Annotated in this window: 21 protein-coding genes; 11 read left to right on the forward strand and 10 right to left on the reverse strand. The window is 39.1% G+C overall.

The features are described 5' to 3' along the window. Positions 1-75: 75 nt before the first annotated feature. Entirely contained in the window at positions 76-975 is a 900-nt protein-coding gene (locus Aru01_RS04820; protein ID WP_016657879.1) for a bile acid:sodium symporter family protein, read from the forward strand. 106 nt (positions 976-1,081) lie between these two features. Here the strand turns inward: Aru01_RS04820 and Aru01_RS04825 are convergent, their stop codons facing one another. Next, positions 1,082-1,294, reverse strand: coding sequence for a hypothetical protein (locus Aru01_RS04825; RefSeq protein ID WP_016657878.1), 213 nt, complete (start codon positions 1,292-1,294; stop codon positions 1,082-1,084). Positions 1,295-1,704: 410 nt separating this feature from the next. Here Aru01_RS04825 and msuE point away from each other — a divergent pair, with 410 nt between their 5' ends. The 3 genes from msuE (at position 1,705) to Aru01_RS04840 (ending at position 4,891) form a co-directional block, all read left to right on the forward strand. Beyond that, positions 1,705-2,388 carry an FMN reductase gene (gene msuE, locus Aru01_RS04830; protein WP_016657877.1) on the forward strand — a complete coding sequence of 228 codons (684 nt, stop codon included), beginning with the start codon at positions 1,705-1,707 and terminating at the stop codon, positions 2,386-2,388. An 80-nt stretch (positions 2,389-2,468) separates the two neighbouring features. Then, positions 2,469-3,581, forward strand: a complete 1,113-nt coding sequence (gene sfnG / locus Aru01_RS04835) for a dimethylsulfone monooxygenase SfnG (protein ID WP_016657876.1) — start codon at positions 2,469-2,471, stop codon at positions 3,579-3,581. Between the two features lie 74 nt (positions 3,582-3,655). Then, positions 3,656-4,891, forward strand: coding sequence for an acyl-CoA dehydrogenase family protein (locus Aru01_RS04840; protein ID WP_016657875.1), 1,236 nt, complete (start codon positions 3,656-3,658; stop codon positions 4,889-4,891). 81 nt (positions 4,892-4,972) lie between these two features. On the opposite strand, the gene Aru01_RS04845 is transcribed toward Aru01_RS04840, so the two are convergent. From Aru01_RS04845 to ssuD, 3 genes are all read right to left on the reverse strand, one after another. Beyond that, positions 4,973-6,040, reverse strand: a complete 1,068-nt coding sequence (locus tag Aru01_RS04845) for a sigma-54 interaction domain-containing protein (protein ID WP_016657874.1) — start codon at positions 6,038-6,040, stop codon at positions 4,973-4,975. Positions 6,041-6,188: 148 nt separating this feature from the next. Then, a complete protein-coding gene (locus Aru01_RS04850) occupies positions 6,189-7,388 on the reverse strand; it encodes an acyl-CoA dehydrogenase family protein (RefSeq protein ID WP_016657873.1) in 1,200 nt (399 codons plus the stop codon). A gap of 146 nt (positions 7,389-7,534) precedes the next feature. Beyond that, on the reverse strand, positions 7,535-8,686 hold the full coding sequence (ssuD, locus tag Aru01_RS04855; protein ID WP_016657872.1) for an FMNH2-dependent alkanesulfonate monooxygenase: 1,152 nt from the start codon (positions 8,684-8,686) through the stop codon (positions 7,535-7,537). A 416-nt stretch (positions 8,687-9,102) separates the two neighbouring features. Between ssuD and Aru01_RS04860 the strand changes: the two genes are divergently transcribed. Next, positions 9,103-10,167 carry a sigma-54 interaction domain-containing protein gene (locus Aru01_RS04860; protein ID WP_016657871.1) on the forward strand — a complete coding sequence of 355 codons (1,065 nt, stop codon included), beginning with the start codon at positions 9,103-9,105 and terminating at the stop codon, positions 10,165-10,167. A gap of 103 nt (positions 10,168-10,270) precedes the next feature. Here Aru01_RS04860 and Aru01_RS04865 read toward each other — a convergent pair whose 3' ends face one another. The 4 genes from Aru01_RS04865 to Aru01_RS04880 form a co-directional block, all read right to left on the reverse strand. After that, positions 10,271-11,635, reverse strand: a complete 1,365-nt coding sequence (locus Aru01_RS04865; protein WP_016657870.1) for an LLM class flavin-dependent oxidoreductase — start codon at positions 11,633-11,635, stop codon at positions 10,271-10,273. Positions 11,636-11,657: 22 nt separating this feature from the next. After that, entirely contained in the window at positions 11,658-12,539 is an 882-nt protein-coding gene (locus Aru01_RS04870; RefSeq protein WP_016657869.1) for a MetQ/NlpA family ABC transporter substrate-binding protein, read from the reverse strand. Between the two features lie 24 nt (positions 12,540-12,563). Next, on the reverse strand, positions 12,564-13,262 hold the full coding sequence (locus Aru01_RS04875) for a methionine ABC transporter permease (protein ID WP_016657868.1): 699 nt from the start codon (positions 13,260-13,262) through the stop codon (positions 12,564-12,566). 81 nt (positions 13,263-13,343) lie between these two features. After that, positions 13,344-14,342 (reverse strand): methionine ABC transporter ATP-binding protein, encoded by a 999-nt coding sequence (locus tag Aru01_RS04880; RefSeq protein WP_016657867.1) that lies wholly within the window; start codon positions 14,340-14,342, stop codon positions 13,344-13,346. A gap of 450 nt (positions 14,343-14,792) precedes the next feature. Here Aru01_RS04880 and Aru01_RS04885 point away from each other — a divergent pair, with 450 nt between their 5' ends. Further along, positions 14,793-16,016 (forward strand): SfnB family sulfur acquisition oxidoreductase, encoded by a 1,224-nt coding sequence (locus Aru01_RS04885; protein ID WP_016657866.1) that lies wholly within the window; start codon positions 14,793-14,795, stop codon positions 16,014-16,016. Positions 16,017-16,070: 54 nt separating this feature from the next. On the opposite strand, the gene Aru01_RS04890 is transcribed toward Aru01_RS04885, so the two are convergent. Then, positions 16,071-16,826, reverse strand: a complete 756-nt coding sequence (locus Aru01_RS04890; RefSeq protein ID WP_155758003.1) for a TorF family putative porin — start codon at positions 16,824-16,826, stop codon at positions 16,071-16,073. A 423-nt stretch (positions 16,827-17,249) separates the two neighbouring features. Here Aru01_RS04890 and Aru01_RS04895 point away from each other — a divergent pair, with 423 nt between their 5' ends. After that, positions 17,250-18,425: a hypothetical protein gene (locus tag Aru01_RS04895; RefSeq protein WP_016657864.1), complete on the forward strand. Its 1,176-nt coding sequence runs from the start codon at positions 17,250-17,252 to the stop codon at positions 18,423-18,425. A 183-nt stretch (positions 18,426-18,608) separates the two neighbouring features. Here the strand turns inward: Aru01_RS04895 and Aru01_RS04900 are convergent, their stop codons facing one another. After that, positions 18,609-19,496, reverse strand: coding sequence for a LysR family transcriptional regulator (locus Aru01_RS04900; protein WP_016657863.1), 888 nt, complete (start codon positions 19,494-19,496; stop codon positions 18,609-18,611). 249 nt (positions 19,497-19,745) lie between these two features. On the opposite strand from Aru01_RS04900, the gene Aru01_RS04905 reads away from it, so the two are divergent. From Aru01_RS04905 to Aru01_RS04920, 4 genes are all read left to right on the forward strand, one after another. Further along, the gene (locus tag Aru01_RS04905; RefSeq protein WP_016657862.1) at positions 19,746-21,095 is read left to right on the forward strand and encodes a lyase family protein; all 1,350 of its coding nucleotides are present in this window, start codon (positions 19,746-19,748) and stop codon (positions 21,093-21,095) included. 99 nt (positions 21,096-21,194) lie between these two features. Further along, entirely contained in the window at positions 21,195-22,700 is a 1,506-nt protein-coding gene (locus Aru01_RS04910) for an aldehyde dehydrogenase family protein (RefSeq protein WP_016657860.1), read from the forward strand. A gap of 21 nt (positions 22,701-22,721) precedes the next feature. Then, entirely contained in the window at positions 22,722-23,723 is a 1,002-nt protein-coding gene (locus Aru01_RS04915; RefSeq protein WP_016657859.1) for an aldo/keto reductase, read from the forward strand. Positions 23,724-23,815: 92 nt separating this feature from the next. Further along, positions 23,816-25,135: an MFS transporter gene (locus Aru01_RS04920; RefSeq protein WP_016657858.1), complete on the forward strand. Its 1,320-nt coding sequence runs from the start codon at positions 23,816-23,818 to the stop codon at positions 25,133-25,135.

The following is a 25,135-nucleotide window of genomic DNA, read 5'->3' on the forward strand; positions in this document are numbered from 1 at the left end:
CCAAAGTAAGGGTGATTAAAAAGTAGTCGTTGGTATATCCGACAATAATAAAATAAACCACCTAAAGGAATAATCATGGATTCAGGGATAATCACAATTTTGTTGCCCATTGCTTTGGCTGTTGTTATGGCAGGGATGGGATTGAAATTAACAGTACAAGATTTTGCGCGAGTCAGTAAACATCCCAAAGCAGTGCTGGTTGCTTTATTTTGCCAATTGGTGCTTTTGGTGGGTATCGCTTTTGTGATCTGTAAAGTACTCAAGCTCCCGCCCTTACTTGCTGTTGGTTTGATGTTGCTCGCTGCTTCACCAGGCGGAGCGACTGCAAGTTTATTTAGTTATTTATATAAAGGCGATATCGCCTTAAACATCACCTTGACGGCAATCAATGCCGTAATTGCTGCATTCTTTTTACCTTTTGTCGTCAACTTCGCTTTGGTCTATTTTATGGATAATGGCCAGCAGTTGGGCATGCAGTTTGCGAAAATTTTACAGTTATTTGTGATTATATTAATCCCCGTAGCAGTAGGGATGTTAATACGTCATTATAAATCTAGTCTTGCAGATAAATTAGATCGGCCAGTACGTATTTTTGCTTTGGTGTTTTTAGTGGTAATTATTTTTGCTGCTATCTTTAAAGCACGCCATGACCTTATTGCATATTTTGCACAAATTGGTTTAGCGACGGCATTGTTCTGCGCATTAAGTTTGCTGGTTGGGTATTTTGTACCGCGTATGGTTGGGATTAACTCTTTTCAAGCACGAGCCTGTGCTTTTGAGATTGGAATTCATAATAGTACCTTGGCCATGACCATCGCATTAACAATTATGGCCAATGCTACTATCGCCATACCTGCTGCGGTATATTCGATATTTATGTATGTATTTGCAGTGATCTTTGGTGCACTGATTACCCGAGGGGATCGGGCCCAGCCTTTGACTGAAGTTGCTACAGCTTTAGAAAAAAGTAGATAAACTGATTGAGCAAAAGATCTGATTTTAAAATCAGATCTTTTGTCATTTGAAAAGCCTTCTTAACTTAAGTGGGTGCTTGAACAGTGGAGTGTTCAAGCGATATAGATTAGAACACTTTGGCTAATCGAAGATTGATACGATCACCTTGTTTAAAGCCATTTTGGGTCTCTATATCTTGGCCATACTGTAGCTGAATATTTAGTCTTGGTGCGACCCAAGTAGATGCTGTAGCAAGCCAACGATTGTTATTTTTACGGTCAGACTGATCAATACCATTCAGCTTACTCTCGCCTCCAAAGTGGCAATTTAAAATTAGCATTCGGACATTGGAATGAATATGACGAGAACTACTTAGAAATGGATGCTAAAAAACGCTGTATTTACTCATAATAGTACAATGATTGTTTTCTTGAGATAGGGCTGATTCTGGATATTCAATCAATTTTATTCATGTATGCCACCACGAACACTTTAAACAGTGCACATAGTTTTTTCTTCAACATATCGATGCCACAGCTTCAATGATATTTAAAATTTTAGTGTTGTTTAAGCAACACTATATCAACAACACGGTCGCAATTCTGAGAAAATAAAATTATTGTAAAAATATAAGTTATTGAAAATTATAAATAAAAAAGTTGGCATGGTTTTAGCGTATAGAGAGATACACATAAACAGAAATAGTCAGTGAATTGAAAAGCGAGGCTATTTAAAAAAAGGTTATTTATTATGAGTTCTACATCTACGATTCGCCCTTTAAAACTTGTTGCAGTATCTGGTGCCCCGAATACACCTTCTAAAACTGAAAGCTTAATCGATGCCATTGTGTCTGGGCTACAACAACACATTCAGCTTGAAGTGGAATATGTGAAATTAAGTGAAATCGGGCATTTACTCAATGGTGCAGCACGCCGTGATTTACTTGCACCTGAAGTACAGCATGCCTTAAATCAAATTGAAGCAGCAGATGCATTACTTGTAGCAAGTCCAATTTATCGCGCTTCTTATACAGGTTTATTTAAGCATTTATTCGATTATATCGATCAGTTTGCATTGGTTGATAAACCTGTTTTGCTTGCGGCAACAGGTGGTAGTGAGCGCCATGCTTTGGCAATTGATCATCAATTCCGTCCATTGTTTAGTTTTTTCCAAGCACAAACTTTACCTATTGGCGTATTTGCAACTGACAAAGATTTTGAAAACTATCGCGTGACCAATGAATTACTACTTGAACGTATTCACTTAGCTGCAACTCGTGCCGTACCACAGTTTTTGTTTGCCAGTAAATTGCAAAGCGGTGCAACAGAACTGATTGAGAAAGAGATCAAGATTAACCAAATCATTGCGACGCCATCACAGCAAGTTTTTTTTAAACATGTTGAAAGTTTGGCTCTACTCGCCCAAGCAGGATAAAGCGATCAATGTCCCTATTGTGCTGAATTCACACAGTTGTTCCATCTAGATCCCTACATTTAGAAATATGGAGTTTTATCATGCCAGAAAACAATAACAGCAATACTGAAGAGATCCGCTTTGCGTATTGGGTCCCCAATGTCAGTGGTGGTCTCGTGGTGAGCAATATTGAGCAGCGCACAGATTGGGGGATTGATTATAACCGCCGTTTGGCTCAGGCAGCTGAAAAAAATGGCTTTGATTATGCGTTGTCGCAAATTCGTTTTACCGCAGGTTATGGGGCCGAGTATCAACATGAGTCGGTGTCTTTTAGTCACGCCATTTTAGCAGCCACTGAGAAATTGAAAGTTATTGCAGCAATTTTACCCGGACCTTGGAAACCTGCTTTGGCCGCCAAACAATTGGCCACTATTGATCAACTGACCAATGGCCGCGTTGCAGTGAATATTGTGAGTGGCTGGTTTAAAGGTGAGTTCGATGCGATTGGTGAAGCATGGCCTGAGCATGATGAGCGTTATGTACGTTCTGAAGAGTTTATTCGAAGCCTAAAAGGGATCTGGTCGCAAGATCATTTCAATTTTGATGGTAAATATTATCAATTTAAAGATTACACCTTAAAACCGAAGCCATTACAACAGCCACATATTGAGGTTTTCCAAGGGGGGAGTTCTCGTGCTGCTCGTGATATGGCATCTCGTGTTTCTGACTGGTACTTAACCAATGGCAATAATCTTGAGGGGATCAAAGAGCAAGTTATTGATATTCGTGAAAAAGCTAAGGCCAATAATCATCAAGTCAAGATTGGAGTAAATGCCTTTGTCATTGTCCGAGATACTGAAGAGGAGGCTCAGGCAGTTTTACAAGAAATTATTGATCATGCCAATCCTGAAGCTGTAAATGCCTTTGGCGATGCAACCCGTCAAGCAGGTGCTGCAAGTCCTGAGGGTGAAGGAAATTGGGCAAAATCAACATTTGAAGATTTAGTGCAATACAACGATGGCTTTAAAACGAATTTAATTGGTACTCCACAACAAGTTGCAGAACGCATCGTGGCATTGAAACAGGTCGGTGTCGATCTGATATTGGCGGGTTTCCTACACTTCATTGAAGAGGTTGAATATTTCGGTGAAAAAGTAGTGCCATTGGTGCGTGAGTTAGAAACGCAAAAAACAATAGAACTTCGGGCAGGCTGATCAGCATCGCAATCACATCATCATCTCGATTAAGGCGATTTTTAGCCTACATGATGGTAAAAAGGAAATGAAAAATGGGTAGTTTACATGATATTTCAACTGCAACGCAGAGTGCAGACGATAAGGTCCTGATCAACAAATATCGTCCAGTCTTTGAAAAAATAGCAGCAGGTACACTGCAGCGTGAACAACAACGTATTTTGCCATTTGAACAGATTCAATGGTTAAAACAAGTCGGTTTTACCGCAGTACGTGTCCCTGTTGAGCAGGGTGGGGATGGAGCATCTTTAACACAACTTTTTCAATTACTTATTGAGTTATCCAAAGCAGACTCAAATTTGACACAAGCATTGCGCGGGCATTTTGCATTTGTTGAAGATCGTTTGAATGCACATCGTGATAGTGATCAAAGTCACTGGTTTAAACGTTTTGTTGCTGGAGAAATCGTTGGAAATGCTTGGACTGAAATTGGTGCGGTGAAAATCGGTGAGGTCATCACTCAGGTCACAGGGCGAGAAGGTCAGTGGCGAGTAGATGGCAAAAAATACTATACGACAGGAAGTATTTTTGCCGAATGGTTAGATCTTTATGCACAAGTTACAAAAACAGGTGAGTCTGTTATTGCTGCCACGCGTACTGCACAGGACGGTGTTAAAATTGATGATGACTGGGATGGTTTTGGACAGCGTATGACCGGCAGTGGTACAACCACATTAGTCAATGCCGAAGTCGATGAGTTAATTCCATTCGATAGTCGTTTCAAATACCAAACTGCTTTTTATCAGTTATTTCATTTAGCTGCGTTGTCTGGCATTGCTTATGCAGCCGTTGATGAGTTTAAACAACAAGTACGTCAACGTACTCGTGTATTTAGTCATGGTAATGGAGAGCGAACCGATCAGGATGTACAAGTCTTACAAGTGATTGGGAAAGCATCAGCACAGGCCTATGCTGCAGAAGCAATTACACTTCAGGCTGCTCGAGCTTCACAGCAAGCGTATCAGGCACATTTTGCTCAAGATGAAGAACGGGAAAAACAAGCCAATATTGTGGCAGAAATTGAGTCAGCACAAGGCCAAGTGGTTATATCTGACTTAGTCCTTGAGTTGACCAGCAAACTCTTTGATACACTGGGTGCTTCTGCTGCGAGCAGCAAAAAATCACTTGATCGTTTCTGGCGAAATGCACGGGTCATTTCATCGCATAACCCAATAATTTATAAAGAAAAAATCATTGGTGATTGGGAAGTAAATGCAAAAGAACCGATTTTTGTTTGGCAAATCGGTGCTGGTGTGAAAGAGAAAGGATGAATTAAAACTGAATTTTTAGAACGCTGCTTGAAAATGCCTATTCGTTGAATAGGCATTTTATTTTAACTCTTAAAAAGTACATTACTCGCCGCGTTTACTGACTACCAGTTCACCCAACTCTATTAATCTTGCACGAACAATATTGCGACTTAAACCGAGAAGCCGTGCTGTTTTCACTTGATTTTGATGGCAATAATTATAGGCGATACGTAAAAGCTGCTCTTCAAATTTTGCATGAACCGCACCCTCATTTTGTTGAAACAAAGCATGAAATACTTCTTTGAGTTTTGGATCAATCACTGGCTCTGCTGCTATTTTTTCAATCTGTTGGCTCTGAGTCGGCGATTTTAATAAAGATAAATCTTCAGGCTCTATCACATTGTTTTGGCAAATGAGTAGGGCATGGTGAATCATATTTTCCAGTTCACGGATATTACCCGGCCACCAGTACTCAATCAGTTTCTTTTCAGCGGCAGCTGAGAACTTTGCTTTGTCATAGCCCAGTTGCTGGTGGTATTTATCAATGAAGTGTTGAGCCAAAGGTATAATATCGCCTTGACGTTCACGTAGTGGCTTAATATTTAATGTCACCACGTTTAAGCGGTAATATAAATCTTCACGAAATTGATCCGCTAAAATGGCCTGTTCGAGATTGACATTAGTTGCAGCTAGAACACGAACATCAACAGAAATACTTTTACGTGAACCTAAACGTACAATTTCACGCTCTTGTAATACGCGTAATAGTTTGACTTGAATTCGTTTAGATAAATCACCAATTTCATCGAGTAATAAAGTCCCACCATTTGCAGCTTCAAACCACCCTACACTGCTTGAAAGTGCACCAGTAAAAGCGCCTTTTTCATGACCAAAAAGCTCACTTTCAACAAGTGTCTCTGAAAAAGCACCACAGTTTACGGCAATAAATGGTTTGTCACGACGATGGCTATGCTCATGTATTTGTCGTGCGATTAATTCCTTTCCCGTACCAGTTTCACCATGAATCAAAACACTGGCTTCACTTGGTGCGATTTGTTGAATATATTCAAGTAGCCTTTGAGATTCTGGATCATGAAATACTTGTGCAGTCGCTTTATGAGAGTGACTACGTTGGGTGATTTCAGGCAGAGTAATAATATCGTGTCGCATTAAATTTGGTCCTTCACCTAGAGATCATCCATCGCAAAAAATGATGTGATATACGCTGAATATAGCTGGTTAATTTGCAAAATAGGTGATTTATCTTGAGTTTAACGAGGGTAAATATTTGAGGATTCATGACTATCCTCAAGACGAATTAGGAATAAAAAGATGCCTTGGGATAGCGATCATTTAATGCCCAATCTCCTAAGTCTTTAAGTTTATATTCCACTGGATCATGTAAAGTTTGTGTTCGAACATTACGCCAAAAACGGTCTAAACGTAAAGCAGCATGAGTTGCACGCGCACCGGTGACTTCAAAAATGCGGCTGGTAATATCGAGACTGGTACGGGTTGCTGCCACTTTTGCTGTTGCTACTGCGAGAGAAACTTCACCACGTTGATCTGCTGTCAGGCTTTCGCCAATATCCCATGCGGCTTGTAATTTCGCAATGGCATGTTGATTGAGTAATCGCAGTGATTCGAGCTGTAACCAAAATTCGCCATAATGACGTAAAGTATAGGGATCTTCATTGGCATGTTCGACATCCGATAGAAACCAAGCCCGAGTTTCATTTTGGGTATAGTGTTTTGCTTCTGCAAATGCACCTTCTGCGATACCTAAGAACATATTGATAAAAATAAGCTGTGCAATCAGAGGACGAAGTGATGCAAAAGGTGTACTCAGTGGGCCGGGGTTGAGCAGCATATCCTTTTCTTCAACACGCACGCGCTCAAATATCGCGCTGCCACTATCTGTCTGACGCTGTCCAATATTGTCCCAGTCATGATAGAGCGTAATGCCTGATCGTGCGGTGGGTATCGCAGCGATCAGTAACTTCCCACTGGGTTCATCGACCGCAGATGCGATAAGCATTTCTGAATCAATAGCACCTGAACAAAAACTTTTCTTACCTGAAAACTCATACCAACCTTGGTCTTGGTATTTGACCGTGGTTCTTTTGTCTAGAGGGTTCAATGCATTGCCCCAAAACCACGATTTTTCTGCAGTGAGTTTAAACCAGTTGTGCCACTGTGTCGGGCTGCCAAAAAGGCGAATGGTGGCGAGATGTAAGTGATGAAATGCAAATACATGAGCAAGTGAACTGTCTGCCTGAGCAAAAATTCTGACGACATCGAGCACATCTTGCCAACGGCCAGAAAAACCACCCAATTCAGCTGGGATAGATAGAGACAATAGGCCACTTTGACGAATCAGGTCTCGTTCATACTTGGGCGTACCACCTGCACGATCACGTTCAATTGCGGTCAGGGCAAATTGTTGTGAGAGCAACTGTGCAACTGTAGTCGCATCGGAAAGGCTACGAATGTGATGACTTTGTTTTAAAACATTCATAACAATGTTGTCCTATAATTTTCAATTTTTAAAATCTACTCATGAGCTTTGGATGCGCTTTAAACTATGTATCTCAAACGAGCTCAGTGGATAAAAGAAAAACATTTGCTTGCGGCATGCTTACCGCAAGCTTTGTTTTAGGATGATTAAGATTGACCAGCAAGTTTTTGTGGAACAACATCATTTGCAATCATTTCACCAAAAGGCCCTGTTAAGTTGGTTTGACCAAATTGTGCATAACTTGCATAAGGTTCAGGCAGTAATGGGAACACCAATTCAGCAAAGCGATAGGCTTCTTCTAAATGTGGATAACCTGAGAAGATAAAACTCTCAATCCCTAAATCTGCATATTCCTTGATGCGTGCAACGACTGTTTCAGGATCTCCAACCAATGCGGTACCTGCACCACCACGGACTAAACCTACTCCAGCCCACAAGTTTGGAGAAACCTCTAAATGGTCTCGTTTACCACCATGCAATGCAGCCATTCTCTTTTGGCCAACAGAGTCAAAACGTGCAAATGATTGTTGCGCCTTGGCAATCGTTTCATCTGAGATATGTTCAATCAGTTGGTTCGCAGCAGTCCATGCTTCTTCATTGGTACGACGTACGATGACATGTAAGCGAATACCAAATTTAACTTCGCGGCCTTGTTGTGCTGCTTTCGCTCTAATTTGCGCTATTTTTTCTGCCACAGCAGCCGGTGGCTCACCCCATGTTAAATAGACATCAACTTGTTTGGCAGCCAAGTCTTGGGCGACAGTAGAAGATCCGCCAAAATACAGCGGGGGATAAGGTTTTTGTACAGGTGGATATAAGGCTTTGGCATTTTTTACATTTAAATGTTTGCCTTCAAAATTAACCGTTTCTCCCTGTAGTACGCCACGCCAAATCTGTAAGAACTCATCAGCTGCTTCATAACGTTCGGTATGATCTAGAAATAAACCATCACCATAGTTTTCATCGGGATCACCCCCTGAAACCACGTTAATTAATAAACGGCCATTGGATAAACGATCCAATGTTGCTGCTTGACGTGCTGAAACGGTAGGCGAAATGATCCCTGGGCGAATTGCCACCAGAAAACGTAATTTTTCAGTTAAAGGGGCTAAGGCAGAAGCAACGACCCATGAGTCTTCACAAGAGCGACCCGTAGGAATAAGTACACCGTAGTAGCCAAGATAATCCGCAGCTTGTGCAATTTGACGTAGATATTGTAATGATACTGGACGAGCATTCTCGCTCGTTCCTAAAAAGTGACCATCGCCGTGGGTCGGTAGAAACCAAAAAATATTCATAAAAATTAGTCTTTCAAAATTAATGCCGAATATATTGCAAGTGATATGCCAACTATTATTTTGTTTATTATCAATAAGATATGTTTTTTGCTCTGCTGGTATTTTTAGTGTCAACCAATGAAATGTTGATCTGCTGTTGCTGATTCAACACTTGTTGGCAAGGCGTTATATAAAAAGCTAATTTTGACAGATTTGAGCAAATTAATACTCAAAGCGAATAACAATAGCAGTTTATGTTATTGGTTTTTTTTACCGTAAAAACTTAGATTTAGCTTGTTGTTCATCATGTTTTTTGATTTTTAGTTCGCTTAAATCAGTCTAAAGCATCCTGAATTTTAATTTTTCTGTAGAGATTAAATGTAAGTTTTAGACTTCAAATTACATTTATCCAATCCTGTAAGACATTGGAGACCGTCATGGATATCGTTAAACATCCCGAATCACGTCAATTGGCCCGCACGGTAAAAGCCAGTGCTTATGTATTCGAAGATCAGAATTCCAAGCGTCTCATGTCCTATATTGCACAAATCGCTCCAAGCGAGGCAAGTGTCCTTATTATTGGTGAAACAGGGACAGGAAAGGAGTTGGTTGCACGTCAAATACATCAACATAGCCACCGCAGTAAGAAACCCTTTATCGCGGTAAACTGTGGTGCTTTATCTGATACTTTGGCAGAAACAGAGTTATTTGGTCATGAAAAAGGCGCTTTTACTGGCGCAATTAACAATCAAATCGGTTGGTTCGAGGCCGCAGAGGGAGGCACTATTTTTCTCGATGAAATTGGTGATCTTTCACCAAATATTCAGGTCAAGTTACTGCGAATTTTACAAGAAAATGAAGTGGTTCGAGTTGGCTCAAGACAAACTAAAAAAATAGATGTACGTGTTATTGCTGCAACAAATATTCGTTTGGAAGAAGCTGTGTACGCAGGCAATTTTCGAGAAGATTTATATTTTCGCTTGAAGGTGGCTTCACTGAGTATATTGCCTCTGCGTTTACGTACAGATGATATTTTACCGTTGGCACAGCATTTTATTGATGATTACTCGCAAAGTTTAAAACGCCCATCACCCCGATTATCTGCTGAGGCTCAGCAGTTATTAATCGATTATCATTGGCCTGGCAATATTCGTGAGTTGGAAAATGCCATACATCATGCATTGTTGATCTGTAAAACTGGGGTGATTCAAAGTTATGATTTTCAGCTTTCGGGCTTTAAACATAAATTGTTGTCCAATGATTATGACTTATCTATTTATCAAGGAGATAACGGGCACTCTTTGAAGCAGATTTTACTGCGTTGGTTTGAGCAGGGCGTTGATGATTTAGATGAACGTTTAGAAGCTGAAATCACTGAAGCTGCTTATGAATATTGCCATAAAAACCAGCTACATACAGCAAAGCTATTGGGTGTCAGCCGTAATATCATTCGAGCACGCTTAATCAAGCATGGTTTTCTTGAACCCAATGTACGTGCTTAATGACAAGTGTTGCATTGTTGAATCCTCTCTGACTTAAAAGCCATAGGGATCTACACAAAGATGTGTAGATCCCTATGTTGGTAAAGGGGGAGTAAGTGAATTTTTATTTACGATGATAGCTGGCTGCATTATGCGATGCTGGGACATAATCACCCTGTCCGAACAGCTTATGACGTAAAGTACCTTCTACATATTCTTTAGGATAGATTCCACGCTTTTGTAGTTCGGGAACGACGTATTCTACAACATCACTAAAAGTTTCATGTGCTACTGCATATGCAAGATTAAAACCGTCTACACCAGTTTCTTCTGTCCACTCCTGCAAAATATTGGCAATAGTTTGAGCTGAGCCAACAAAGACAGGGCCATTACCACCAATACTGGTCCATTCTGCAACTTCATCTACAGTCCATGAGCGGGTTGGGTCAGCACTACTGTAGGACTCAAGCAAGGACTGAATCGCATTGGTTTTAATATATTGAATCCGATCGTCTTTACCAAACTGTGCAAAGTCAACACCACTCCAACCTGACACAAGTGTTAATGCACCATCATGACTGGCATATTGACGATATTCTTGAAACTTACGCTGTGCTTCAAGATCAGTTGCACCTGTAACGATGGTGACCAGCGTATAGATATAAACGCTATTTGGATCTCGACCCTCAGAAATGAGCCGTTGACGGATATCATCGACAAAACGTTTTAATAAAGCTTTGGATGGGACAGAAATAAAGATACATTCAGCATGCTTCGCGGCAAATTGTTTGCCGCGAGTAGATGCACCTGCTTGGTAAAGTACAGGTGTGCGCTGTGGTGATGGTTCACACACATGAATCCCAGGCACTTGGAAGTACTTGCCATCATGTTCAATTGGATGGACTTTTTCAGGGTGAGTAAATATGCCGGATTGACGATCACGGACAACAGCATCATCTGCCCAGCTTCCTTGCCAAAGCTTATAAAGGACTTGCAGATATTCATCTGCAACTTCATAACGGTCATCATGTAAGAGCTGATCGGTCTGCCCAAGATTTTTAGCACCACTTGATAAGTATGACGTCACAATATTCCAGCCTGCACGGCCCTTGGTTAAATGATCGAGGGTAGAGATACGCCGTGCAAAAGGATAAGGATGCTCAAAAGAAATAGAGGTTGTGATACCAAAACCTAGGTGTTTGGTAACGGCTGCCATTGCGGGCGCGAGTTGGAGTGGGTCATTTACAGGAACTTGTACCGCACCTTGTAAGGCATGCGTATTATTTTGATGGAACACATCATAAGTACCGAGAACATCGGCGATGAAGATACCATCAAAAATACCTTTCTCAAGAATTTGTGCTAAATCTGTCCAGTATTCGATATCTTTATATTGCCATGAACGATCCCGTGGGTGACGCCATAAGCCAGGTGATTGGTGTGCAACACAGTTCATTTCAAAAGCATTAAAGCGAATTTGCTTGGTCATGGTTATTTCCTATTTCAAAAAATTATTCAGCTGAAACTGGTGTTAAAACATCTTTTACTTGCGGATCATTTGTAGTACGTAGGTACTCGTTTAGACGTGGATCGGCAAAAGCTTGTTGTAGTTTGATGATTTGTGGGTCATTCAATTTCTGGGTTGAAACCACCAAGCGTGAGGCAAAGGTTTTAGGTGCGGGTGGAAATAGAATGCCTTTGCTGCGTGATATTTTTCCTGCATCAAATTGAGAGACGTAACCAATTGCAGCATCGACAGAATCCAGCACTCTTGGTAATGAAAGTAAATCAAGTTCTTTGAATTTAAACTGCTTCGGGTTGTCCGTAATATCGCGAAGTTTGGCAACACGCGGTTCAATATCGGGATTTAAGCCAATCACCCCTAGGCGTTGTAAGAGCCAGAGTGCTTGTCCCTGATTTGCTCCATCATTGGGGATAATAATGGTGGCCCCTTGAGGGAGGTCTTCAAACTTCTGATAACGATCTGAGTAAATACCAAAAGCCCATTGGAATACTTCAACCGTGGGAGTAAGTTGAAAATCATTGGCATCCACAACTTGCTTTAACCACCACTGATGCTGATAAATCGTTGCCGCATATTGACCATCTTGTACGGCTCGATCCGCCTGAACAGGATCTTGTAAACCCACGGCTTCAATTTTTAAACCGTAATCTGGTGCAATATGCTCTTTGACAAAATTGATGATCCGTTCTTCACCTGCCATGGCTGGTTCAAAGTGAACTTTCAGTACATCATTGGATGTGACAACCTTTTCATCTTTTTTAAAGATAAACAGTGCAATAACAACAATGGCAATGACCACTAACCCACCAATCAACAGTGGGCCTTGACGTGATTTTTTGATTTCAAAATCGGGAGATGAATAACTCATATATAACTCTCTTGTTGTTTATGATTACGGTCTACTGACCCATAAACTAAATTTATTTCCAATAAATTGAACAACTTGAATGGTGATAATTAAGGTAATAATGGTGGCGATCATGATGTGATGATCAAATCGTTGATAGCCGTAAACGACAGCTAAATAACCAATCCCACCTGCACCGATTGTTCCTGCGATGGCTGAGTATTCGATCATGGCAATCGTGTTCAGTGTTGCCGCAGAAATCAGGCTAGGAAGGGCTTCTGAGAGTTGTATGCTTTGAATAATTTGCAGATTTGATCCCCCTGAAACACGGCCCACGGCAATAACGTCTTCAGGAAGCTCACGAATCGAATTTTCAACTAAGCGAGCAAAAAAGGGGATTCCTGCTATGGTCATCGGAACAATTGCCGCTGCAATACCAATCGTTGTGCCCATGAGCCATTTGGTAAAAGGAATAATCGCGGCCATTAAAACCAAAAAGGGTAATGAGCGCCCAATATTCACTACGGTGTTTAAACCGTGTTGTAAGGGTCTATTGGGAAATAAACCTTTTTCTGAAGTATTAAAGAGTAAAACCCCAAGGATGCCACCGATAATTAATACAAAAAACATGACAATACCGACCATTGCCCATGTTTCCATATATGCAGGCAATGGCATTTCAGGGACATCAGACCAAGGTGTGTTTTGATCAAACTTAATTTCTGGTAAACGATTTTCACTCATGGAATTCACATTGCATATTAGATTGGGTGATGGATAAATCCCGTTTTAAAAACTTTGGATATCGATAATGCGCGCTGTTGATTAACAGGGAATATGAGGTTCTTGCATGGATAAGATTTTGTTATTATTCAGAAAATTTATAGCATTATTTGTTTTAATGGCGGGGATGCCGATTAAGGCCCGAGCGATTGTTAATCCAGAAATTTCTTCAATATTTGCAGAAATGAGCTGAACTCCATGTTGCAAATGTTCAGATAAATTGCTCATCCAGTAGTTATGTTGATCAGGATGATGTTGATATCGAACCTCAAGTAAAGATAATCCTGTAGGAATATTTTGAGGTCGATTGAGAGGCAATAATTGTTTGCCAATAATCGACTGCGGGTTAAGGATTAAATCGTGTAGAGAGCCTTGCTCAACAATTTCACCTGTATTTAATACATAAACCTGATCAGCAATTTGACGAACCACATCCATTTCATGGGTAATCAGTACGACAGAGAGTTCAAGTTCGTTTTTTAAACGATGAATAAGATTTAAAATTGCGGTTGTTGATTCGGGATCAAGACCAGATGTTGCTTCATCTGCAAGTAATATTTTAGGCTTCAATGCCAGTGCCCGAGCAATACCTACCCGTTGTTTCTGTCCACCTGAAAGCTGGTCAGGATAATGGTTTGCACGATCGAGTAAGCCAACATTATCAAGTAACTCACTAACACGGGTCTTAATATTTTGATCAGTTACGCCAAGATAACGTAACGGTAATGCGACATTTTCAGCAACAGTTCTAAGGCTTAACAACGAGGAGGACTGAAAAATTGTACCGATATTTCGGCGATGAACTCTTAAATCCTGTTCTGATAAATGCGTTAAATCGAGGTCATCTATTTTAATATTGCCTGAGCTTGGACGCTCTAATAAATTGACGCATTTGGATAAAGTGGATTTACCCGAACCACTTGGACCCAGTACAGCAGCTATAGATTTTTTAGGCACACAAAGGTTGATATCCTTAAGGATCGGGATAGATTCTGCGGTTGTATGTGCATAGCTTTTATAAAGGTGTTCAATTTTCAACATGGGTATCGGCTATTCTTTTCAGCATTCTGAATTTCGAAAGATAGAATACTTAGAGCATAATTCATGCCATAAAAATAAATGTTAAAATTCAGTGACTTAAGTTTTTAAAGCATGAGGTGTAATGTTTTAATATGGCTTTTTGATGTTTATCAGGTGTTGTCATATCAACACTTTGCATTGCAGTTATGTTTTTAAAGGAACTGTATTATTTTAAATAATTAGAAATATTAAAGTTTTTCTCGGGATGTTTGCCCACCAACACCAAATCACCATTTTTATCAGAAAAAAAGCATTATAAGTATATTGTTTAATAATAAATATAATTAAATCAAATGGTTGAAATTGGCATGGCTTATGCAATCCATCTGACTAAGTCTATTCAGTTGATGGATTTAACTATTCATTAAATCCAAAAGCCATACCTTTTATAAAATATCGGAGGAAATTTCCATGAGTAATTTAAATCTTGATCCATTCATACAGCAACCGCCAACTGATGCAGCATATAAAATTCAAAGTGAACAGGAAGCCATAGAGATTGCAAAGCAGTTAGCAGAAAAATTTAAAGCAGGCGCTTCAGAGAGAGATCAAAAACGTCTACTGCCTGTGAGTGAGTTAAATGAATATTCTCAAAGTGGTTTATGGGCAATTCGAGTACCTAAAGCATATAACGGTATTGAAGCTTCATATCGGACGGTAGTTGAAGTTTTTAAAATCATCTCCTCTGTAGATGGATCGTTAGGACAGATTCCACAAAATCATGTTGCTATTTTAGATACCCTAATCTTTGATGCATCGGAGTTACAGAAAAAATTCTTTTATGATTTGGCACTTAAGGGCATTCGTTTTGGCAATGCGTTCTCAGAAATTGGCAATAAGAATGTTGCTGACTTTCAAACAAAAATCAAAAAAGATGGCGATGATTATATCGTGAATGGGAAAAAGTTCTTTTCTACCGGAGCATTGCTTGCACACTGGGTGCCGATTGTAACGGTTGATGATGAGGGGAATGCGTATTTAGCGATTACACCTCGTGAAACACAAGGTCTAACCGTGATTAATGACTGGTCTAGTTTTGGGCAAAAAACCACAGCGAGTGGTACGATTACGATTGAAAATCTACGTATTCCTGCGCAGTACGTTGTTCCTGTTAAATCTTTTGAAAACCCAACGCCAACAGGGGCTATTTCACAAATTTTACAAGCAGCTATTGATGCTGGTCTGGCACGTGGTGCAATCGAAGAAACCATTCGTTATGTGCAGCAATATACGCGTCCTTGGATTGATGCTAAACAAGATAAAGCAACAGAAGACCACTTCACCATCGCAGCGATAGGTGATTTAAAAACACGTTTGCAAGCGGCTGAGGCTGTATTAGATTTGGCAGCGGATCAGGTTGATATCGCGATTAAAGAACAATCCGAAGAAAATTCGGCTAAGGCATCTATTTTAGTTGCACAAGCTAAAATTTTGACCACTGAAATCGCGATATTGGCCAGCAATAAATTATTTGAACTAGCTGGAACTCGCTCGACACTCGCAGAGCATAATCTGGATCGTCATTGGCGAAATGCACGTACGCATACCCTACACGATCCTGTACGCTGGAAATATTATATAGTGGGTAATTATTATTTAAATGATGCTCAACCTGAACGTCATGCATGGTTATAAAAATTAAAAAACCGAGTAGCTCACAGGGAGTGAGCTACTTTTGGGCTATGATCATTAAAAGGAGAACGATTTATTTAAACCTAAGATGACTTTCTGATCATGACCATCCAAATTTGTACCCACATAAGAAAATTTAGCTGAGAAACCGTGGTCAAAGGACTTGGTCAATGCAAGTGAATAATTGACAAACTCTTTCATGCCACCAACACGTTGTTGATCAAAAGTATCACCAAAAGCGAAACCGATTTGTGGTGTGAGTATTAGATCAGGTTTTAACTGAATATCTGCCTGAGTGGTGATATACCATGCCGATTCATCCTGATTTTTAGGATCTGGAAGATAGGCATTACGATCATTTGTGTAGTTGATTTTGGCACTTAGATTTGTAGGCAGTTTGCTATCGATTTTATATTGGCTTGATGCATAAAACTCTACGGTATTAAATTTAGTTTGATTTGGATAATTTAAAAAATACACCCCAACATCATAGCCTAGATTTTCACTGAGTTTATTTGCATAGCCACTATAGAAATCCCATTCCACATCACTGTCAAATTGACCATCACCAGTTTTATCATACCATTTGACATTAGAAGCAAAACTTCCCAGATAAAACCCAGAGCTATGTCGATAATCAATACTTCCTTGAACACTTACGCCACCAGTCTGATCGAGACCACGCGCATAATAATCACTTACGACACCCACATTACCTGTAAGTTCAGCATGCGTATAAATACTGTATAAAGATAATAAAAAAGCAGCCCCTGATTTAAATATGAGTTGTTTTGCTTTAGTTCTAGCAAACATGAATATAGCCCGTAATAATATAAAGAGGTTATTGGATAGCAGAATTTGTGCCATATTTAACTAACTGAAAATTAACAAAATTATTATTTTTGTTTGAGTGCGTGCTGTATGTTTTCATACACTAGTGCATATTCACTGTTGTTTTAATATTTAAGTTCTAATCAACTTATTAGAATCAAAGGATAAAGATCTTTAATAGAGAAGAAAAAAAGTCTGTGAGTTGGTATTTTATTTCCCTTCTAACAAATAAATATTTATGAGACTCTGCTTTTCGATACGTGTTCTCAGAGAATTTATTTTAAATAAAAAATAAATTGAAAGAGCATCATGTAATTAAAGTCTATAGCAAAGGCAAATAAGGAAGATCTGGCCATTACTCACCTTAAGGTGATTTGCTTTAAGCTATTTCGATAGGGATATAAAATGAAAACTAGATGTTTTAAATTGTGTTTGGGGTTTGTAATTAGTAGTTTGTCCTATTCTACATTTGCAGAGATTCAAATTGGCGATGCACAAAGTACTGCAGGCGCTGTAACATTTTCGGGAACTTTACGCGGTAATTATCAGGATAAACACTTTGGAGAATCAGTCTCTAATAATCGAAAGCTAAAATTTGATGCAGGTATTTTTCGTATAGGCTATGAATCTCCAGAATGGTTTGCTAAAGCTGAATATCGTTGTTATCAGTATGATACTTTGTGTGATTTCTCTACCTTAGTGTATGGCTATGCAGGCTATAAACTAAACAGTACAGATCAGCTTACAGTGGGATTACAGCCGATTCCATTTGGTCCGGGACGATTTTGGGACAGTAGTTTTTATGCCAGTATTAATAACACCATCGGTTTACAGGATGCTTTAAATTTAGGGATTAACTATCACGTTGAATTTGCTGAAGCAACAAAGGTTGATTTAGCATATTTTGCTCAAGATGGTGGTCACTATAAAGGTAAAAGTTCAGATGCTGCACGATATACTGCAAACTTTATAAGCAGTTCCGATGCTACGAAAACAGATTTAGATGAAAAAAATATGTGGTTCATACGTGTTCATCAAGATCTTAATTTTTTAACATTCGATGACTTTAAAGCATCTTTAGGTGGAAGCTACTGGTATTCAGAGATTGATAATAAAACCAGTCATCAGCAAGGTTCACGCAAAGCATGGGCACTGTTTAGTCAGATGCAATATAAAAATGCAAGCCTCATGCTCACTGGAGGTAATTTATCGATTGATAATAAAGATCCAGATCATCCTGATCATTCGACCATCGGCGCATTTGATACAGAGTACGAGTTAGCCAACAAAGGTAATTTTTATACAGCAGATGCACGTTATACGTTTAAGCAGGTTAAAGAGGGTTTAAATATTTCACCTTATTTGGTTTACAGTAAATATGATAAAAATAAAAACACTCAGCAAGACTCTGAACGTCATATTGCAGGTGTGGCTTGGGATTATAAAAACCTCTCTATGTATACTGAATATATCCTCAGTAAAAATGACCCATTTATAGGAGGTACATCGAGTTCACTTGCGGCAGGTGATGACAATCGGTGGAATAAAATGCTGAATCTAGCATTTATCTATAACTTTTAAGTTGAGTGTGATCGAAGTGAAAAGTCATAGGGTTGTGATTTAAAAACGCGATTAAATGACATCATGCACAATCGACAGGTTTTGATCGTTTGACGATTGTGTATGATCTCTTCAAGTTAAAAATTAACAATAAGCAGCTGACGAATATAAAAAAGATGAATCATACTCATATAGATGACGGTCTTATTCACTTGGTTTAGCAACATGGATCTCTTGCAACCATTTTGTTAAGTCGATTAATTTCGATAAACCTACTTTTTCAGGGTGTATGTCGAGCCAGTAGCCGTAATCACTTTCGACTTGGTGAGGGTGAAATTGCAGTAATGAACCATTTTTAAGTTCTTTTAAAATCATTCTTTGATCGACTACTGCAAATCCCATTCCTGCTTTTGCGGCAGTAATTACCTGATCTAATGTATAAAGCTCAATGCCTGATTGCTTAATGTGTTTGAGATCGATTTGAATATGACTACCTTCTAACCATTTTTCCCAAATGGATAAACGGCCCCCTTGGTAAGCAATATGAAGAAAATTTTTGGTTTCATCTGCAAGATTTTTTGCTCGCTGTAGCAATTCAGGCGCACACACGGCAATAAAACTTTCTTTGGTCAGAAGTTGGCTTTCAAAGCGTGATTTTTCTTTGATTCCAAACCTAATTTCAGCATCATAAATAAATTCAGGTTCAGCATGTGAATGTATCGTTAAATGTAACCTTGGGTTTTTTTGCTGAAAAGAAAGTAATTGAGGGATCAGCCAACGATTCGCATAGGTGGGTGCACAAAGTATATTGAGTTTGGTGTTGATATTAGAGTGGTTAAAACTCTCAACTGCATTTTCAATAATCTTAAAAGACTCATCTAATTGATGATAAAGCAGAACACCCTTGGGAGTTAACTGAATACTTTGTTGGTCTCTGAGTAATAAAGGGGCACCGAGTATATCTTCTAATCTTTTTACTTGTTTGCTTATTGCACTGCTGGTCACATTAAGATGTTGTGCTGCTTTATTAAAACTTAGGTGCTTTCCTACAATATAGAATGCACGTAGCGAATTCAGTGATGGAAAACTCATATCCCCTCCTTAGGGTAATCACATCCAAATTTTAACCACCTTATAGAATAATTTTATTTAGATATCCCAAAGAGTAATGTTATTTGCGCAGATTACCACACAAGTATGCTGTTAGAGATACAAATAGTATGTGATGTTCATGAGTTGGCTATGCTGAAACTTTGTCCATGACATCAGAATTAAAATCATTTGCTCAAATACCACCGCTATAGCATATATCAGTTTAAGTTTATGTTATTGAGTTGGAAAATGAGAAAAGAACAGGATTTACTGGGTTATGTTGAAATAGAAACTGAAGCTGCATATGGAAGTCAAACACAGCGAACTTTAAATACTTATCCGACAGCACATGTTAAGACATTAGGAGATTACCCTTTATTTTTACAGTCCTTGTTGCAGTTAAAAAAAGCATGTGCCTTAACAAACTTTAAAAACAATGAATTAAGTCCATCTAATGCAGAAGCAATCACTGCAGTGATCGACAACTTGCTCGATGAACTTACTACTTCTGCACAGCATTATTTCCGTATTCATGCTTACCATGGTGGTGGCGGTGTGGGAATCAATATGAATCTCAATGAGGTAATTGCGAACCTCGCCAATCAATTATATTTTGATCGCCCTTATGGAACGTACTCTCCGATTCATCCAAATAATCATATCAATCTTAATAATTCTACAAGTGATGTCATCAAAACATCGATTCATATCACTGTGATTAAAATGTGGGAAAAATTAAAGCAATCTATTCATCATTTAGAACAATCGATTAATGGTTTTATTTTGCAATACGGTACTGAAAAGAAAATATCTAGAACATGCTTGCAAGATGCTGTTGAGATTAGTTTTGGTCAGATGTTTGAAGGCTATTTATATTCTATTTCTCGTCATTTAAAAGAGCTACAGCATAATGTAAATGAATTACATGGTATTAATCTAGGTGGAAATATTATCGGTAGACCAGGGGATTGTTCTGCTGAATTTTATGAAAATATTTTGTACCAGTTATCGGGTGTTACTCAAAATACGCAATTATTTAGAGTAGATAATTTATTTGAAGCATCACAAAATAATGATGTTTTGATTAGGTTTGCAAGTGGTTTAAGTCAGTTTTCATCGACCTTAATTAAAATCGCGAAAGACTTACGACTCATGTCATCAGGTCCTGAAACTGGTTTTAAAGAATTAATACTTCCTGCTGTTCAGCAGGGATCATCGGCAATGCCAGGTAAAATAAATCCCAATATACCAGAATACGTCATTCAAACAGCTTTTCACGTCATTGGACTTTGTCACAGTATTCAAATCACCCAAATGCACGATGAGTTAGATTATTCACCTTGGCAAACATTCGTTGCCACTCAGTTATTCGATGCTATGCATTTAATCATGGATGCAATACAAACATTCTCAGAACATTGCATTATTGGTTTGCAACCAAATACAGCACAAAATCTTAAAAATCTTGAGTCCATAATCCCCACGATGGTTCAACTTTCTAAACAGCTCGGTTATGCCGAAGCCTCAAATATCTATAAAAAATATAATGGAAATTTAGATCAGATTAGAGCGTTTATTCGAAGCTCACAAGGGAATTAATGTTTAGTGACATGGAGTTTTTGTCGTTTGCAAAAATAATCCTAAGAATTAATCTGAACTCAGATATTTATTGGAAAATGCGTCTAGGGAGTCGCCGTCATGGCACATAATTTAGAAAAAACTTTGCAGTGGGCAACGGATTGGTTGGCAATGCCAAAGCTGCAATATATGAACGGAAGTTGGGTGCAAGGCGATAGCGGTGATTCTTGGAAGGTGAATAACCCTGCAAATAATCAGGTTCTTTGCCAGTTTGAAATGGCAAGTGCCGCTCAGATTGAACAGATGGCAATCCATGCAAATCATCTTCACGAAACTAAGCTCTGGGCCAAAACCTCCCGCACTGAAAGAGCAAATATTCTCAAAGCGATTGCTCAGTTAATTCGCGATAATCAAGAGAAACTCGCAGTTTTAGAATCATTACCCAATGGCAAGTTGTATAGCGAATCCTATGATGGTGATATCCCAACTTGTGCCGATATCTTTGATTATTATGCTGGATGGGTTGATAAGTTTTATGGCGAAAACTGTCCTGTTGAAGATGGTTTCTTAAACTTTACCACTAGAGAACCTATTGGTGTTTGTGGATTAATTGCGCCTTGGAACTTCCCTTTATATCAAGCTAGCCTCAAAATCGCTCCAGCATTGGCTATGGGAAATCCTGTGATTTTAAAACCTTCTGAATATACGCCTTTAACAGCGATATTTTTGATGGAGTTAATTGATGAGCATTTAAATTTGCCTGAAGGTTTAATTAACCTACTGTTGACCAATGGTATACATGCAAATCAACTCACTTTAAGTGAAAACGTACATAAAGTTTCATTTACTGGAAGTACAGATGTAGGTCGTAAAATTATTGCCAATGCTGGGCAATCAAATTTAAAAACGACAACTTTGGAGTTGGGCGGGAAATCTCCCTGTGTCTTCTTTGAAGATACACCCGCCCTCGATGCCTCGATTGATCGAGCTTTTGAGGTGATGTTCTCTTGCAAGGGCGAGAAATGTTCAGAACCAACTCGTTTTATTATTCATGATTCTATTTACGATTATGTTGTCGCGCGTTTAGTTGAAAAGGCCAATGCAGTGCAGTGTGGTTCACCTTTCGATCTCAATGCTCAACAAGGTCCGCAGTGTAACGAAGCTCAATTCAATAAAATCATGCAATACATTGAAATTGGTAAACAAGAAGCTGAGTTAGTTGCTGGTGGTTATCGTGATATTGAAGGGGATAATGCCCAAGGCTTTTTCATTCGACCAACAATTTTTTCTAAAGTCGATCCTAAAGCTCGCATCGCTCAGGAAGAAATCTTTGGGCCTGTTCTTTGTTGTATTGCCTTTTCTACAGTTGAAGAAGCAGTTGATATCGCAAATGACACTGCCTATGGATTAGCTGCTGGAATTTATACCTCAAATATATCACTGGCCCATCAAGTCGCAGAAAAAATTGATGCTGGCATGCTGTTTATCAACCGCTACGGTTGTTATGGATTGAGCAGTCCATTCGGTGGATTTAAACAAAGTGGGTGGGGCAAAGAAATGGCAAACCACTCGTTGGCATCTTATACAAAAGTGAAATCCGTTTGGGTTAGCTTTGGCGAATACTAAAATTTAAAAGGGATTTTATACATGCAATATGTTCAATTAGGCCAATCAGGTCTTAAAGTTTCTCGTCTATGCCTCGGCACGATGAATATGGGTTCGAAGCAATGGAAACCATGGATTTTTGATGAAAAAGAAAGTGAGCCGATTATTGCGCATGCATTAGATCATGGGGTGAACTTTATTGATTTGGCAGACTTCTATTCACAAGGTGAAGGTGAGCGTGTGGTCTGCAATGTGCTTAATCGTATTGGCAAGCGTGATGACTTAGTGATTACCACTAAAGTTGGCTATGCCATGAGTGACAATATTAATGACACCGGTCATTCGCGTAAGCACATCATGAAATCAATCGATGCCTCGCTGACCCGTATGAATATGGATTATGTCGATATTTATATGCTGCATTTTTATGATGTTCATACGCCAATTGAAGAAACGATGTTAGCGATGCATGACATTGTTAAAGCAGGAAAAGCAAGATATATCGGAGTATCAACCATGTACACTTGGCAGCTTGCAAAAATATTGCAAGTCTGTGAGCGATATAATCTGGTTAAACCGATTAACATGCAGCTTCAACTCAACTGTGCTTATCGTGAAGAAGAACGAGAAATGATTCCATTTTGTATGGATCAAGGCTTAGGGATCTCTGTATTTAGTCCTTTAGCACGAGGCTTGTTGGCCAATGATTTCCAATCTACGCGTAATAAGACTGATTTTTTTACAGCTGAAATGTACAGCGACAAAACTTCATTAGAGATCGCACATTCGGTATCGAGTATTGCTCAGCTGAGAAATTGTTCTTCAGCTCAAATTGCACAAGCTTGGGTGCTGAACAAACCCGAAGTAAGTTCAATGTTGGTCGGTGCAGATACTAAGGAACAGTTTGATAGTGCATTGCAGGCTTTAAATATGCAGCTCAGTAGCGATGAAATTTTTGAACTGGAACGTAATTATACGCCTTGTGATTTGATTAATGACTATACAGCGGGGAAACGAATTCCTCGTGAAGCTCGATCACGATAGATCAGTTGCTATAGCATGAGTGAGGAGAGTCCTAAACTCTCCTTTTTAATGGAAAAAATAATAAGAATATACAGTATGAAGGGAGTAGGTAGATGAGTAATACCCCAAGAATTGTTTTAGATGATGTGCCTTTAAATAAATTTCATATTAAGTTTGCTGGAATCACTTTAGGCGCACATTTTACCGATGGTTATGCCATAGGTATTATTGGATTTGCACTCACATTATTGGCACCCCAACTTGGTTTAACACCATTTTGGCAAGGGCTGATTGGCAGCTCTGCATTATTGGGCTTGTTCTTTGGAAGTATGTTTTTTGGTTGGCTGGCCGATATTATTGGCAGAAAATTAGTCTTTACCATAAGTTTTATCGTAATTACCGTAGCAAGTGCCTTACAGTTATTTGTAGAAACTGCACTGAGCTTATTTATCTTACGTATTATTATTGGGATTGGGCTCGGAGGTGATTTTAGCGTGGGGCATGCTCTTTTATCAGAGTATTCTCCTAAAAAACATCGTGGTGTTTTATTGTCATCGTTTAGTGTTGTTTGGACTGTTGGATATGTCGCAGCAACATTTGTAGGATATTGGCTTTCTAAGATTATGCCAGCAGATATTGCTTGGAAATGGATGTTAGCTTCATCTGCTATACCGGCAGCGATGATTATGATTGCTCGTATCGGTACACCAGAGTCTGCACGGTGGTTAATGCTTAAAGGACGTAAAGCTGAAGCAGATCAGATTTTGAAAAAACATTTTGGAGAAAATGTTTATATTGATGATGTACAGAGCACAGAGAAAAAAGCATCGTTTTTGACACTATTTGGTAAAGAATATATTAAGAGAACGATTTTCAACTGTGTATTCTTTGCTTGTATTGTAATGCCGTATTTTGCAATCTATACATTCTTACCGCAAATACTCCAAGCCATGGGATTAAGTCAAAATTCGACAACGGATCTGATGCTGAATGTTTTTCTGATCGTGGGTGCTGTGGTGGGAATCTATTTAACCCATAAAGCCACACGTCGAGGATTTTTAATTAGTTCTTTTGCAGTATTGGCGCTCAGTCTGTTGGCTTTAGCGTTGTTTCCAAGTTCGATGGTGGCTATTTCAATCTTGGCATTTTCTATATTCACATTGACCCTATCAGCCGTGAGTAATTTAGTAGGGGTCTTTCCCGCTGAAAGTTTTCCAACTGAGATACGCGCAACGGGGGTGGGTTTAGCCATCGCATTTAGTCGAATTGCATCAGCGATGAGTACTTTCTTATTGCCTGTCGCACTGTTAAATATAGGTACAACCAACACCTTATTATGTTTGGTGGCGATATTGGTCATAGGTTTAGTCGTTTCAATCCTTTGGGCGCCTGAAACCAAAGACAAAACACTTTCTGAAGCTGGACATGTTTAA

The sequence above is a fragment of the Acinetobacter rudis genome (assembly GCF_000829675.1).
In the GTDB taxonomy this organism is placed as follows: Bacteria; Pseudomonadota; Gammaproteobacteria; order Pseudomonadales; family Moraxellaceae; genus Acinetobacter; species Acinetobacter rudis.

Excerpts from the sequence above, each read along its gene's own strand:
- Aru01_RS04820 (WP_016657879.1), top strand. The coding sequence starts at position 76 with ATGGATTCAGGGATAATCACAATTTTGTTGCCCATTGCTTTGGCTGTT.
- Aru01_RS04825 (WP_016657878.1), bottom strand. The coding sequence starts at position 1,294 with ATGCTAATTTTAAATTGCCACTTTGGAGGCGAGAGTAAGCTGAATGGT.
- msuE (WP_016657877.1), top strand. The coding sequence starts at position 1,705 with ATGAGTTCTACATCTACGATTCGCCCTTTAAAACTTGTTGCAGTATCT.
- sfnG (WP_016657876.1), top strand. The coding sequence starts at position 2,469 with ATGCCAGAAAACAATAACAGCAATACTGAAGAGATCCGCTTTGCGTAT.
- Aru01_RS04840 (WP_016657875.1), top strand. The coding sequence starts at position 3,656 with ATGGGTAGTTTACATGATATTTCAACTGCAACGCAGAGTGCAGACGAT.
- Aru01_RS04845 (WP_016657874.1), bottom strand. The coding sequence starts at position 6,040 with ATGCGACACGATATTATTACTCTGCCTGAAATCACCCAACGTAGTCAC.
- Aru01_RS04850 (WP_016657873.1), bottom strand. The coding sequence starts at position 7,388 with ATGAATGTTTTAAAACAAAGTCATCACATTCGTAGCCTTTCCGATGCG.
- ssuD (WP_016657872.1), bottom strand. The coding sequence starts at position 8,686 with ATGAATATTTTTTGGTTTCTACCGACCCACGGCGATGGTCACTTTTTA.
- Aru01_RS04860 (WP_016657871.1), top strand. The coding sequence starts at position 9,103 with ATGGATATCGTTAAACATCCCGAATCACGTCAATTGGCCCGCACGGTA.
- Aru01_RS04865 (WP_016657870.1), bottom strand. The coding sequence starts at position 11,635 with ATGACCAAGCAAATTCGCTTTAATGCTTTTGAAATGAACTGTGTTGCA.
- Aru01_RS04870 (WP_016657869.1), bottom strand. The coding sequence starts at position 12,539 with ATGAGTTATTCATCTCCCGATTTTGAAATCAAAAAATCACGTCAAGGC.
- Aru01_RS04875 (WP_016657868.1), bottom strand. The coding sequence starts at position 13,262 with ATGAGTGAAAATCGTTTACCAGAAATTAAGTTTGATCAAAACACACCT.
- Aru01_RS04880 (WP_016657867.1), bottom strand. The coding sequence starts at position 14,342 with ATGTTGAAAATTGAACACCTTTATAAAAGCTATGCACATACAACCGCA.
- Aru01_RS04885 (WP_016657866.1), top strand. The coding sequence starts at position 14,793 with ATGAGTAATTTAAATCTTGATCCATTCATACAGCAACCGCCAACTGAT.
- Aru01_RS04890 (WP_155758003.1), bottom strand. The coding sequence starts at position 16,826 with ATGTTTGCTAGAACTAAAGCAAAACAACTCATATTTAAATCAGGGGCT.
- Aru01_RS04895 (WP_016657864.1), top strand. The coding sequence starts at position 17,250 with ATGAAAACTAGATGTTTTAAATTGTGTTTGGGGTTTGTAATTAGTAGT.
- Aru01_RS04900 (WP_016657863.1), bottom strand. The coding sequence starts at position 19,496 with ATGAGTTTTCCATCACTGAATTCGCTACGTGCATTCTATATTGTAGGA.
- Aru01_RS04905 (WP_016657862.1), top strand. The coding sequence starts at position 19,746 with ATGAGAAAAGAACAGGATTTACTGGGTTATGTTGAAATAGAAACTGAA.
- Aru01_RS04910 (WP_016657860.1), top strand. The coding sequence starts at position 21,195 with ATGGCACATAATTTAGAAAAAACTTTGCAGTGGGCAACGGATTGGTTG.
- Aru01_RS04915 (WP_016657859.1), top strand. The coding sequence starts at position 22,722 with ATGCAATATGTTCAATTAGGCCAATCAGGTCTTAAAGTTTCTCGTCTA.
- Aru01_RS04920 (WP_016657858.1), top strand. The coding sequence starts at position 23,816 with ATGAGTAATACCCCAAGAATTGTTTTAGATGATGTGCCTTTAAATAAA.